At 67.4% G+C, this 12525-nt stretch carries 11 protein-coding genes; 8 read left to right on the forward strand and 3 right to left on the reverse strand.

All coding sequences use genetic code 11. The annotated features are described in order from the left end of the window. Positions 1-4 precede the first annotated feature (4 nt). Positions 5-142 carry a MetS family NSS transporter small subunit gene (locus LBC97_12700; protein ID MDR2566886.1) on the forward strand — a complete coding sequence of 46 codons (138 nt, stop codon included), beginning with the start codon at positions 5-7 and terminating at the stop codon, positions 140-142. A gap of 51 nt (positions 143-193) precedes the next feature. Here the strand turns inward: LBC97_12700 and LBC97_12705 are convergent, their stop codons facing one another. Both LBC97_12705 and LBC97_12710 read right to left on the reverse strand, forming a co-directional pair. Beyond that, positions 194-523 (reverse strand): Lsr2 family protein, encoded by a 330-nt coding sequence (locus LBC97_12705; GenBank protein ID MDR2566887.1) that lies wholly within the window; start codon positions 521-523, stop codon positions 194-196. 63 nt (positions 524-586) lie between these two features. Further along, positions 587-2185, reverse strand: a complete 1599-nt coding sequence (locus LBC97_12710) for a transporter (protein ID MDR2566888.1) — start codon at positions 2183-2185, stop codon at positions 587-589. A gap of 268 nt (positions 2186-2453) precedes the next feature. Here LBC97_12710 and LBC97_12715 point away from each other — a divergent pair, with 268 nt between their 5' ends. The 6 genes from LBC97_12715 (at position 2454) to cimA (ending at position 9844) form a co-directional block, all read left to right on the forward strand. Next, entirely contained in the window at positions 2454-4241 is a 1788-nt protein-coding gene (locus LBC97_12715; protein ID MDR2566889.1) for an acetolactate synthase large subunit, read from the forward strand. A gap of 8 nt (positions 4242-4249) precedes the next feature. Beyond that, positions 4250-4771 (forward strand): acetolactate synthase small subunit, encoded by a 522-nt coding sequence (gene ilvN / locus LBC97_12720; protein MDR2566890.1) that lies wholly within the window; start codon positions 4250-4252, stop codon positions 4769-4771. A 14-nt stretch (positions 4772-4785) separates the two neighbouring features. After that, positions 4786-5814, forward strand: a complete 1029-nt coding sequence (gene ilvC, locus LBC97_12725) for a ketol-acid reductoisomerase (protein MDR2566891.1) — start codon at positions 4786-4788, stop codon at positions 5812-5814. Then, entirely contained in the window at positions 5811-6860 is a 1050-nt protein-coding gene (locus tag LBC97_12730) for a 3-isopropylmalate dehydrogenase (GenBank protein ID MDR2566892.1), read from the forward strand. Before ilvC ends, LBC97_12730 begins: the two co-directional genes overlap by 4 nt. A gap of 12 nt (positions 6861-6872) precedes the next feature. Further along, complete coding sequence (locus tag LBC97_12735) at positions 6873-7958, forward strand: branched-chain amino acid aminotransferase (GenBank protein ID MDR2566893.1); 1086 nt, start codon at positions 6873-6875, stop codon at positions 7956-7958. Positions 7959-8233: 275 nt separating this feature from the next. Further along, positions 8234-9844, forward strand: coding sequence for a citramalate synthase (gene cimA, locus LBC97_12740; GenBank protein ID MDR2566894.1), 1611 nt, complete (start codon positions 8234-8236; stop codon positions 9842-9844). A 60-nt stretch (positions 9845-9904) separates the two neighbouring features. On the opposite strand, the gene LBC97_12745 is transcribed toward cimA, so the two are convergent. Beyond that, a complete protein-coding gene (locus tag LBC97_12745) occupies positions 9905-11104 on the reverse strand; it encodes an LLM class flavin-dependent oxidoreductase (protein MDR2566895.1) in 1200 nt (399 codons plus the stop codon). 247 nt (positions 11105-11351) lie between these two features. Here LBC97_12745 and LBC97_12750 point away from each other — a divergent pair, with 247 nt between their 5' ends. Continuing rightward, a complete protein-coding gene (locus tag LBC97_12750) occupies positions 11352-12266 on the forward strand; it encodes a hypothetical protein (GenBank protein MDR2566896.1) in 915 nt (304 codons plus the stop codon). Positions 12267-12525 lie beyond the last annotated feature (259 nt).

Raw genomic sequence — 12525 nt, forward strand, 5'->3', positions numbered from 1 at the left:
CAACATGACCGCGCCAGCCATCTTGATGCTGATCGTCGCTCTGGCGGTGGTGCCGGGGGGCCTCGTTGCCTCGACGGTGTTCCTGTCCGTCAAGCCGGAGCTGCCGGAGTATCCGGCGTTGCCGCCCGGCTTGACGGACTGACGCCGGGGGGCCCGCGACCTTAGGCTGCGAACCCCCCGGCGACCAGAATCCCTAGTACCCGGCCTCGTGGTACTTCTCGACGACCCAGGCGGGCACGCGGCCGCGCTTGGAGACCTTGATCCCATTGGAATCGGCCCAGGCGCGGACGGCGGCGGGGTCAAAGGCGACGGCGCCAGCTGGGGCAGAACCGGAGCCCGGACGCTTGGAGCCCGGGCGGCGGCCAACTTTGGCGTACGGTTCGAGGAAGGCGCGCAGTTCGGCGGCGTGCGCGTCGTTGAGGTCGATTGTGTAATTGATGCCGTCGAGGCCGAACTCGACGGTTGCGGTGGCGGGGGTTTGGTCTAGGTCGTCAAGCAACTCGACAACTACCCGTTGTGCCATAGAAATCAGTTCCCCTTACTATTTGTCGTTCCAAGCGGTTGTGTGGACATCATAAACCTAGTCTCATGCCAACAGGCCCATGATCTGGCCAAGAAGGATTTTCGTGACCATCGCGCCAGGATAGACCAATGCGTAACCGAGTGCGACCCGGGAATCCGCGTTTGTCTTCGCATTCGCGAAAGCTAGGACCGCCGGCTGGGTCTGGACGCCCGCCTCCATGCCGCTGAGGCGGGTCCCGCCAATCTTGAAGAACCGGCGCATAACGAAGTACATGCCGGCTCCCAGGAATGTTGTGATTATGGCCCCGAGGCAGAGGATCTTCAGCCACTCGCCCGAGGCGAAGGCGCTGGCGATTTGGGTTCCGGCCGCGACCCCCGCCTGGGAAAGAAACATTAACAATCCGAGCTCGGAAATGGCTTGCGATGAAGACGTCGGCATGGTCGTGACAAAAGGCCCAACCCGGCCCAGGCGGCCGAAGACAAGTCCAATGAGCAGCGTGCCGGCGGCCGAGCCGAGTTTGAAGGTAAAGCCGCCCAACGGGACCGGGATCAAGCCGAGGGCTATGCCGAGGCCCAAGCCGATCGCGAACCCGACCGGATTAATGTCGGCCAGGCCCCGGGCGGAATCGCCAAAGTACTTCGACAGCGCGTCCATCCGCTCGCGCGAGGCCACCACGCGGACCCGGTCGCCGGTTTGGAGAACCAAACCGGGTTCGGCGATCATGTCGACGTCGCCGCGCCTCACCCGGATGATCCGGGCCGAGAACCGCTCCTCAAGGTCAAGCTCTTCGATGGTGCGGCCGGCGAGCATCGGGTTGGAGACGGTGATCCGGCGAAAGTCCAGGTAGCGGCGGTCGGAGATGAGGTCGTGGGAGGATTGGTGACCCAGTTCGCGGGTGACCGCCTTGACCGCCTCGGCTGGTCCGACCACCGTCACCAGGTCGTCCCGGCGGAGCACGTCCTCCTCGGAGACGGCGAGGATGGGGTTGTGCTCGCCGTGGCGCACCCGGGCGAATTTGATGTGGTCTTCATAACGCTCCTCCAATCCGGCGATTGACGGCATGGAGTCGGTTTCGACCCTAATGGTGCGGGAAACCAGCGGCGCCGGGGCGTCCAGGTCCTTCGGCGCTTGGCGCAGCGCCATTTGCGCGAAGAAGAGCATTCCCAAGACGCCGAAAACGTACGCGACCGCGTAGCCGATTGTCGGCGCATTGGCGTCGCCGGAGGCGGAGCGAACGGCGGCGAGCATGGGCGTATTCGTAACCGCCCCGGATAAGGTGCCCCCGACGGTGGTCCCGTCCAAGCCGAGGACCTTCCCGCCGCCGTACGCGATCCCGGCGCAAGCCGCCAATAGGGCCATCATCGCCAAAATGGTCCGCCAACCGGTCCTAATGGAGGCGAAAAAGTTTGAGCCTGAGAGAACTCCGACCGTGTAGGTGAACAGAACCAGACCAAAGGTCCCCAGAATTTCAAGGTGCTCCAGGGGCATCTCCACCTCGATGGAGGTCCCCCAGGCGGAGAACCCGATGGCGATGAACAAGACCATGGCGGCGGCGACGGCCACTCCCTTGATCCTGATTTCGCCCAACGCGGAACCGATCCCGACCAAAATGAACATCAGCAGCACGGGCTGTCCCGCCAGGAACTCGACTACGGCAGTCATGCCAGTCACCGTACCTCTGGGCGACGGGGTCCAGGCGCTCACTTTCGTCCCGGTCTCGCTCGGGCGCCCGCGTCGGCCGGGCCTGGTGTCCACAATATGGACGTTTGGTTCCGAGTGGCGGGCGGAGGGATTAGGCTAGCGGGCGTGCAACAGAACGTCGTAGTAAACCAGCGCGTGGCGTAGCCGCTCGAAGGTTTGCCACGCGCACCCTCCCGCCGTAAGGGCCGGAGGGTTTTTTGTTGCCACAGGCGAAGCGAAAGGACAGGTCATGACAGAGCCAAAGCCGGCTCCTCCCGGCGGCAGATCACCCCAGCGCCTCACCGGCGCCGAATCGATTGTCAAAACCCTGGAGGCGCTCGGCGTAGAGGTCATCTTCGGGATTCCAGGCGGCACCATCCTGCCCACCTACGACCCGCTCTACGCCTCGAAGATCCGCCACGTCCTGGTGCGCCACGAACAAGGCGCGGGGCATGCCGCCACCGGCTACGCCGCCTCCTCAGGGCAGGTCGGCGTCTGCATGGCCACCTCCGGGCCGGGTGCCACCAACCTGATCACCGCGCTGGCCGACGCGAACATCGACTCGGTCCCGGTCCTCGCCATCACCGGCCAGGTGGGCGCGCAGGCGATCGGCACAGACGCCTTCCAGGAGGCGGACATCGTTGGCGCGACCATGCCGCTGACGAAGCACTCTTTCCTGGTCAAAGACGCCGCCCAGATCGCTCCGGCGATTTCCGCCGCCTATCACATAGCCCGCAGCGGGCGGCCGGGGCCGGTCCTGGTGGACATCACCAAGTCCGCGCAGACCGAGTCGACCGACTGGCGGTGGCCCGTCAAGATGGACCTGCCAGGCTACAAGCCGGTGACCAAGCCGCACTTGAAACAGGTCCGGCAGGCCGCCCAGGCCCTGGCGGAGGCCAAACGCCCCGTCATCCTGGCCGGCGGCGGGATTGTCCGGGCCGGCGGGCGCGCCAAGCGCGATTTGGCCAAGCTGGTCGACCGTTCCGGCGCGCCGGTCGTCATAACTCTGATGGGGGTGGGCTCGCTGCCGGACTCCCACCCGGCCAACTTGGGCATGGGCGGCATGCACGGCTCGGTCCCGGCGGTGGCGGCGCTGCAGGGCGCAGACCTGATCGTGGCGATCGGCTCGCGCTTCGACGACCGGCTGACCGGCGACCTGACCACCTTCGCGCCGCGCGCCAAACTGGTCCACGCCGACATCGACCCGGCGGAGATCGGCAAGAACATCCCCGTGGACATCCCGATTGTGGGCGACGCGGCCCAGGTTCTGGCGGAACTGGCGGAATTGGCCGGCGCCTGGGACGCCAAACCCGACTACCGGCACTGGTGGGATTACCTCAACGGCCTGCGCGAAAGCTACCCGCCCGGCTATGACGAGCCCAGCGACGGGCGCCTGGCCCCGCAATATGTGATCGAGCGGCTGTCCGCGCTCGCCCCACAGGATGCGATCTTCGCCTCCGGGGTGGGCCAGCACCAAATGTGGGCGCAGCAGTTCCTGGACATCTCGGGCGGACGTCAGCTCCTCAACTCGGGCGGCCTGGGGACCATGGGCTACGCGGCCCCCGCCGCCATGGGCGCCCAGGTGGCCAACCCCGACCGCCAGGTTTGGGCGGTGGACGGCGACGGCTGCTTCCAGATGACCGGACATGAGCTGGTCACCTGCGCGCTGAACGGGATTGGGATCAAGGTCGCGCTGATCAACAACTCGTCGCTGGGCATGGTCCGCCAATGGCAGACCCTGTTCTACGGCCAGCGCTACTCGAACACCGACCTGCACACTGGCGATGACACGGCGATGATCCCCGACTTCGTCAAGCTTGCGGACGCCTACGGCTGCGCCGCCCTGCGCTGCGCCGCCGCCGAGGACGTGGACCAGGTCATCAAGCAGGCCATGGCGATAAACGACCGCCCCGTCCTGATCGATTTCCAGGTCTCCAGGGACGCCCAGGTCTGGCCCATGATTGCCGGCGGGGCCTCCAACGACACCATTGAATACGCCCGCGGACTGGCCCCCGCCTTCGAACGCGACGAATTCTAGGAGCAGCCATGTCAACGCACACATTGTCCGTTCTGGTGGAGAACAAGCCCGGCGTGCTCACGCGGGTCGCCGCGCTGTTCGCCCGCCGCGGCTTCAACATCAACTCGCTGGCGGTGGGCCCAACGGAGCATCCGGCGGTCTCCCGCATCACGGCCGTGGTGGACGTGGAGGCCCACCCGTTGGAGCAGGTCACCAAACAGCTCAACAAGCTCATCAACGTCCTCAAGGTGGTCGAACTGGACGGCTCGGACGGCTCGGTCCAGCGCGACCTGCTGCTGGTCAAGGTGGGCGCTGACGCGACCAACCGGAGCCAGGTGACGCAGATCGCCGACCTTTTCCGGGCGCACATTGTGGACGTCGCGGCGGACACCTTGGTGATCGAGGCGACGGGCACCGACTCCAAGCTGACCGCCCTTCTGACATTGCTAGAACCGTTCGGCATCCGCGAACTGGTCAAGTCCGGCACGGTCGGAATTGGCAGGGGCGGCAAGTCGATCACCGACAACCGCAAGAACAACACCGAGAACTAAGCAAAGGGATTCCCATGGCAAAACTTTTCTATGACGACGATGCCGACCTGTCGCTCATCCAGAACCGCAAGGTGGGCGTGATCGGCTACGGCTCGCAGGGCCACGCTCACGCCCTCAACCTCCGCGACTCCGGGGTCGACGTGCGCGTCGGCCTGTCGGAAGGCTCGAAGTCACGGGCCAAGGCCACCGACCAGGGCCTGACCGTGGGCACGCCGGCGGAGGTGGCCGCGTGGGCGGACGTGGTCATGATGCTGGTGCCGGACCAGGTGGCGCGGCGGGTCTACGCCGAGGACGTCGAACCGAATCTTGAGCCCGGCAACGCGCTCTTCTTCGCCCACGGCTTCAACATCCGCTTCGGCTACATCGCCGCGCCGGCCGGAGTCGACGTCGCCATGGTGGCCCCCAAGGGGCCCGGCCACCTGGTCCGCCGCGAGTTCGTGGACGGCCGGGGCGTGCCGGTCCTGGTGGCCGTGGAAGTGGACGCCACGGGCGCGGCCTGGGCCCTGGCCCTGTCTTACGCCAAGGCGCTGGGCGGCCTGCGCGCCGCCGGCATCAAGACCACTTTCACGGAGGAAACCGAAACCGACCTGTTCGGCGAGCAGACAGTCCTCTGCGGCGGCGTCTCGCACCTGATCGAAGCCGGTTTCGAGACGCTGACGGAGGCCGGCTACCAGCCGGAGATCGCTTACTTCGAGGTTCTCCACGAGCTCAAGCTGATTGTGGACTTGATGTACGAGGGCGGGATCGCCAAGCAGCGCTGGTCGGTTTCCGACACGGCCGAATACGGCGACTACGTGTCCGGCCCCAGGGTGATCGACCCGCAGGTCAAGCAGCACATGAAGGAAGTGCTGGCAGACATCGTCAACGGCTCCTTCGCCGCCCGCTTCATCGCCGACCAGGACGCCGGCAGCCCCGAGTTCAAAGCGCTTCGGGCCAAGGAAGAGGCCCACCCGATGGAGGCCGTGGGACGCGACCTGCGCAAGCTGTTCGCCTGGGTTTCGACCTCGGACACCGACTACGTGGAAGGCACCGCCGCAAGATGACCAGCGAACTCGACCTGGCGGTGATCGCGGGCGACGGGATTGGCCCGGAGGTGGTGGCCCAAGGCCTGAAGGTCTTGGCTGCGGCTCTGGAAACGGAGGACATCCGGGTCCGGACCACGCCTTACGACCTGGGCGCCGCCCGCTGGCACGCCACCGGCGAAACGCTGCCCGATGCCGAGTTGGCGGCTTTGGCCGGCCACCAAGCCATCTTGTTGGGCGCCGTGGGCGACCCGTCGGTGCCCTCCGGGGTGCTCGAGCGGGGCCTGTTGCTGAAGATCCGGTTCGCGTTCGACCAGTACGTCAACCTGCGCCCCGCCAAGCTGTACAGCGGCGTCAAGTCGCCCTTGGCCAACCCCGGCAAGATCGATTTCCTGGTGGTGCGGGAGGGCACGGAGGGGCCGTACGTCGGCAACGGCGGTGCCATTCGCGCCGGGACGGCCCAGGAGATCGCCACCGAGGTTTCGATCAACACCGCTTTTGGGGTCGACCGGACCGTGCGCTACGCGTTCGAACTGGCCGACCAGCGCCCCGCCAAGAAGCTGACGCTGGTCCACAAGCACAACGTGCTGGTCAACGCGGGCCACCTGTGGCGCCGCGCGGCGGAGACGATCGGGGCCGAGTTCCCCGACGTGGCCGTGGACTACCTGCATGTGGACGCCGCGACCATCTTCATGGTGACCAACCCAAGCCGCTTCGACGTGATCGTGACGGACAACCTGTTCGGCGACATACTGACCGATCTGGCGGGCGCGGTGGTCGGCGGCATCGGCCTGGCGGCATCGGGCAATATCAACCCGACTGGGGCCTACCCGTCCATGTTCGAACCGGTCCACGGATCGGCCCCGGACATCGCGGGCCAAAACAAGGCCGACCCGACGGCTACTGTCCTGTCGGTCGCTTTGCTGCTGCGGCACCTGGGGCTGGCACAGGTCGCGGGCCGGGTCGAACAGGCCGTGGAGGCCGACCTGGCTTTCAGGGGCGGCGAGCCGAGGTCGACCGCCGAGGTGGGAGACTCCTTGGCAACCCTAGTCAGATCAACCTTTTAGGAAGGAGCAGTCATGGTTCGGTTCGCACTCGAGCCGCATCCCTCGCCGGTCCCCCCGGAGCAGCGGGCGGCTTTGACCCAGGCCCCCGCCTTCGGGACGGTCTTCACCGACCACATGGCCCGGATCGACTGGCAGGCGGGCGGGCCCGGCTGGCACGGCCACCGGCTGACGCCGTACGGGCCGCTTGAGGTGACGCCGGCCACGTCGGTGCTGCACTACGCCCAAGAGGTGTTCGAAGGGCTGAAGGCCTACCGCTGGGACGACGGCTCGATCCGGACCTTCCGGCCGACCGCCAACGCCGAACGGTTCGCCCGGTCGGCCCGGCGCCTGGCCCTGCCGGAACTGCCCGTGGAGGACTTCCTCGACTCGCTGGCGGCGCTGGTGGAGGTGGACCAGGCCTGGGTGCCGTCCGGGCCGGGCACGTCGCTGTACCTGCGGCCGTTCATGTTCGCCTCGGAGGCGTTCATCGGCGTGCGGGCCTCACATCATGTGTCCTACCTGGTCATCGCCTCGCCGGTGGGTGCCTACTTCAAGCGCGGGGTGGCGCCGGTGTCGATCTGGGTTGACCAGACGTACCACCGGGCCGGGCCGGGCGGAACCGGCGCGGCCAAGTGCGGCGGCAACTACGCCGCCTCGCTGGTCTCCCAAGAGGTGGCCTACTCGCACGGCTGCGAGCAGGTGCTGTTCTTGGACGCGGCCACCTCGACCCGCCTGGAGGAGTTGGGTGGGATGAACGTGGCCCTGGTGACGGCGGACGGGTCGGTGGTCACTCCGCCCACCTCCGGCACCATCCTGGAGGGCGTCACCCGGTCCTCGCTCCTGCAACTGGTCCGGGACCGGGGGATCGGGGTGACGGAGCGGCCGGTGGAACTGGCCGAGGTGTTGGCCGGAGTCAAGTCCGGCGCCGTCGCCGAGGTCTTCGCCTGCGGCACCGCCGCGGTGGTCACACCGGTGGGCCGGTTGGCGGGCGAGGACTTCGACGTCGCCGTGGGGGACGGCCAGCCGGGCGCTCTGACCATGTCCCTTTACGAGGAGTTGACGGGCATCCAGTACGGCCGCCGCGAGGACCGCCACAACTGGACCCACCGCTTGGTCTAGCGGGGTCTAGCGGGATCCGGCCGGGGGTCTTGGCCGGGGTCTGTCTGGGGTTTGGCCAGGAACTCCGCACGGGGCGCGGGCCGGCCTCCGGTTTCGCGTTCGCCCCATGATGTGGCACCATGAAAGGCGTGACTGGGCAAGTCCTGATTATTACTTAGCGCGCCGGGCGGTCGACCCGCCCGGCGCGCCACCTCCTGTCCGTTCGACGGGAGGTTTTTTATTGCCCTGAAACAGCCGGAAAAACCAGAAAAGCCAGAAAGACGAAGGAAGACATGATGGCCAAGCCGTTCCACGTTTACGACACCACGCTGCGCGACGGTGCCCAGCAAGAAGGCATGAACTTGTCCGTGGCGGACAAGATTCAGATCGCCGCCCTGCTGGACCGGCTGGGCGTGGACTACGTGGAGGGCGGCTGGCCGGGGGCGGTCCCCAAGGACACGGAGTTCTTCGCCCGCCTCGCCAAAGAGGTGACGTTCCGGAACGCGACCTTGGCGGCGTTCGGCGCGACCCGCCGGGCGGATGCCCACGCCTCCTCCGACCCGCAGGTCCGGGCTTTGCTCGATGCCGCCGCGCCGGTCGTCACACTGGTCGCCAAGTCCGACATCCGCCACGTCGAGCGGGCACTCAAGACCACGCCGGGCGAGAACCTGGCCATGATCGCGGACACGGTCGGCTTCCTGGTGGGGGAGGGCCGACGGGTCTTCCTCGACGCCGAGCACTTCTTCGACGGCTACAGGTTTGACCCCGCGTACACGCTCAGCTGCGTCAAAGCGGCCGCAGACGCCGGCGCGGAGGTTGTGGTGCTGTGCGACACCAACGGCGGCATGCTTCCGGAGCTGATTTCCCAGATTGTCGCCCAGGTGGCCGGCGCGGTGCCGGTCGACCTGGGGATCCACTGCCACAACGACACGGGCTGCGCCGTCGCCAACTCGCTGGCGGCGGTCCAGGCCGGGGCGATGCACGTCCAGGGCACCGTCAACGGCTACGGCGAGCGGACCGGCAACGCCGACCTGACCGCGATCATCCCCAACCTGGTCCTCAAGCTGGGTCTGCCGGCTTTGACGCCCGACCAGTTGGCGGACCTGACCGGCGTTGCGCACGCCATCAGCGAGGTCACGAACATCGCGCCGTTCGCCCGCCAGCCCTATGTGGGCACCTCCGCCTTCGCCCACAAGGCGGGGCTTCACGCCAGCGCCATTCGGGTGGATCCCGACCTCTACCAGCACATCGACCCGGTCCAAGTCGGCAACGACATGCGCATGCTGGTTTCGGAGATGGCCGGACGGGCCTCGGTCGAACTCAAAGGCAAAGAACTCGGCTTCGACCTGGCCGGGCAGAACGACCTGCTGACCCGGGTGACGGACAAGGTCAAGGCGCTGGAGGCCGCGGGCTACACGTTCGACGCCGCGGACGCCTCGTTTGAGCTGTTGCTCCGTTCGGAGCTGCCGGGCGGGCGGCCGGAGTATTTCCGGGTCGAGTCGTGGCGGACCATCTCCGAGACCATCCCCAACGGCCACGACGCCCGAACGCGACCGGAGACGCCCACCGCTTCGGAAGCCACCGTCAAATTGTGGGCCGGCTCAGACCGCCTGGTCGCCACCGGCGAGGGCAACGGCCCGGTCAACGCCCTCGACGCGGCGCTGCGGTTGGCACTGGGCGGGGTTTACCCGGAGCTGGCCGAGATCGACCTGGTGGACTACAAGGTCCGCATCCTCGACTCGGCCCGCGGCACCGACGCGGTCACGCGCGTCATAATCGAATCCACCAACGGCCTGGCGGTCTGGCGGACGGTCGGCGTGGGCGCCAACATCATCGAGGCGTCCTGGGAGGCGCTGACAGACGCCTTCACCTACGGCCTGCTGACGGCGGGGATCACCCCGCGCTAGGAAATGGGGACGGTACCTTTTTCCGGCGAGCCGGAAAAAGGTACCGTCCCCATTTCCGCGTCAGCGGGCGCCCGAACGCACCCTGGCCGCTCCCGCGGGCTCGCGGCGGCGGGGCACCGGGATTGAGCGCGGCGCGGCGGCGTGGCGGGAAGCCGAACCGTAGGAAGACGGGAACCGGCTGGTCGAGGCTAGCGCGGGGGTGACCCCGTCCACCACCATCATCAGGTCCACCGGCAGCGAGGTGGGCAGGAAGGTGAAGCCGTCGCAAGCTCCCCGGTCGGCCCATTCGATGCAACACTCGGCCAGGCCGGCGGGCGTGCCGACGTAGCGGGCGAAGCCGTCGCCCAGGGTTTTGCCGGTGATGCCCTCGGCCAGGTCCTTGCGGGCCTCGGCGTGGGACGGCTCGGCCGCCAAGGTGACCGTCAGGTCAACCAAGACCTTGATGGATTCAGGCGCGCGCCCGGCCCCGGCGGCGGCGGCCTGAAGTTCGGCGCGTTTGGCGGCGGCATCGTCGGGGGAGGCGGCCTTGATGCGCGCCACGTCGGCCTTTTCCGCCGCGAGCGCGGCGGCCCCGGGGGCGTCCGCCCGCATGACCAGGGTTGGCGGGCGCAACGGCACGTTCGCGCCGGCGCCCCCGCCCCGGCCCGGAGCGGCGTCACCCCCCGGTCGGCGTGACCTGACCGGCCCGCCCGGCCTCAGCCCCTGGGCGGTCGAGGCGCCGGCCGCCATCCGCTGGTGGCGCATCGCGCGGGCAGAGGCCGCCAACTTGGTCCGGGGCTCGCCCCTGGACCAGGCGTCTTCGACAATGGCGGTCAACAACTCGCCGGAATGGGTCATGGGCGAGGGATGGTCCGCCAATTGCAGCTCCCAGCCGTGGCGGCCCTCGGACGCGATTTCCAGGCCGACCATGGCCTCCAGCAGGGAGGACGGTTCGACCCAGCTGGACCGTACGGCCGGGATCAGGCGGATCCCGTCCGTCGCGGTGGCCAGGCGCGTGGCCAGGCGAATGGAGTCGAGGCCGCCGCGGCGGCGGCCGGAGAACGGCGGATTGCCCGCCAGGGTGTCGTCAATGTAGATGTAGTCGAGCACGCCCCGTTGGGCCGTGCGGGCGAGCCGCGCCGCCAGGCCCAAATCGTGGCTGGTTGGCGACCGGTCGTCATCGTCGTCATCGAACTCGATGGGGGAAGGGAACCGGTCAACGGTGCTGACCAGTTCCGAGCCGAGGTAGATGCGACGGCTGTGGTTGGTGGCTTGGTTCACCTGGGCTCACCGCCTTCACATGGTTCGGAGCTGTGAGGGGGCCACAGCCAATGGACTTGGCTGGCCCGGCGGTCTTCCGTACCACGTGGCGGTCACAAGCGAAGCCCTGGGGAGGCGACGGTCAAGACATCCGGCCTGTTGGAGCGGGGCCGCTCCGGTTCGACAGTATGTCGCGATCAGGCCCCTGTCAATGCGTATGCTGGCTAGTGGTCAATACCGACCCTCCCTCAACGTCAAAGGAGCCCAATTGCCTGAGCAGGCGAAAGTCGCGTTGGTCACTTGCCGCGAGTTCCCGAACCTAGACGCCTATGATGCCGTGCTGATCCCCCGGCTGACCTCGCTGGGGTTGGCCGCCGAACCGGTGGTGTGGGACGACCCGACCGTCGACTGGGACGCCTACGACCTCTCGATTGTGCGTTCGACCTGGGATTACGCTTCTCGTCGCGACGAGTTTCTGGGTTGGGCGCGGTCGGTGCCCCGGCTTGCGAACCCCGCCGACGTCCTGGAGTGGAACACCGACAAACACTATCTGGCGGACCTGGAGCGGCGCGGCGTTCCCGTGGTTCCGACAACGTGGTTGGAGCCCTCCCGTGGGCTCAGGGCGAGGGGTTTGCACACCAGAATGCCCGCTTTGGGAGATTTTGTGTTGAAACCGGCCGTGGCCGCCGGTTCGATCGGGGCCGGCCGGTACACGGCCAACAATTCGTACGCCCGCGGGCAGGCGATAGCGCACGCTTTGCGGTTGCTCGATGCCGGTCGGTCGGTCATGCTTCAGCGTTACCTTCCGTCTGTGGACACCAAGGGAGAGACGTCCATGGTGTTCCTGGACGGCCGGTACGCCTACGCCGTGCGCAAAGACGCCATGCTGACGGGGCCCGTCTCCGGCGAACGGCTCTACCAGGCCGAGACGCTGGCGGGCGGCTACCAGCCGACCGAGGCCGAGTTGAAGGTCGGCGCGGACGCGATCAGCGCCGCCATGGCCGCCTTGGGGGATCCGTTGCGGCCCTTCCTGTACGCGCGGGCCGACATTGTCCAAGGGGACGGCGGCGAACCGGTGCTGTTGGAGCTGGAGTTGACCGAGCCGTCCCTTTTCCCAGAACTAGCTGTTGGCGGAATCGAGATGGTCTGCCGGGCGATCGCCGGCAGGCTGTCTCCCGTTTAGCGGTCGGACGGGTCGGGGCGCGGCATCCTCCTGAAGGATGACGGCGCCATCCGATGAGTTGAGCCGATTCGACCTGAGATTCATCCTGACGCCGGTGGCAGCGCCGGCTTCGCCAAACGTAGTGTCGTTGGTGAAGTCACACAGCTAGTGAAAGGACAAGGATGATTCAGGTCGAAGGGCTGACCAAACGGTTCGGCCAGAAGCTGGCCGTGGACCGTCTCAGCTTCACCATTGAACCCGGCCACGTCACGGGGTTCCT

The sequence above is a fragment of the Bifidobacteriaceae bacterium genome (genome assembly GCA_031281585.1).
Taxonomy (GTDB): Bacteria; Actinomycetota; Actinomycetes; order Actinomycetales; family WQXJ01; genus JAIRTF01.

Bases quoted from the DNA above. Each gene is read 5' to 3' on its own strand.
- LBC97_12705 (MDR2566887.1), bottom strand. From the start codon at position 523: ATGGCACAACGGGTAGTTGTCGAGTTGCTTGACGACCTAGACCAAACC.
- ilvC (MDR2566891.1), top strand. From the start codon at position 4,786: ATGGCAAAACTTTTCTATGACGACGATGCCGACCTGTCGCTCATCCAG.
- LBC97_12730 (MDR2566892.1), top strand. From the start codon at position 5,811: ATGACCAGCGAACTCGACCTGGCGGTGATCGCGGGCGACGGGATTGGC.
- LBC97_12735 (MDR2566893.1), top strand. From the start codon at position 6,873: ATGGTTCGGTTCGCACTCGAGCCGCATCCCTCGCCGGTCCCCCCGGAG.
- cimA (MDR2566894.1), top strand. From the start codon at position 8,234: ATGGCCAAGCCGTTCCACGTTTACGACACCACGCTGCGCGACGGTGCC.
- LBC97_12715 (MDR2566889.1), top strand. From the start codon at position 2,454: ATGACAGAGCCAAAGCCGGCTCCTCCCGGCGGCAGATCACCCCAGCGC.
- LBC97_12710 (MDR2566888.1), bottom strand. From the start codon at position 2,185: ATGACTGCCGTAGTCGAGTTCCTGGCGGGACAGCCCGTGCTGCTGATG.
- ilvN (MDR2566890.1), top strand. From the start codon at position 4,250: ATGTCAACGCACACATTGTCCGTTCTGGTGGAGAACAAGCCCGGCGTG.
- LBC97_12700 (MDR2566886.1), top strand. From the start codon at position 5: ATGACCGCGCCAGCCATCTTGATGCTGATCGTCGCTCTGGCGGTGGTG.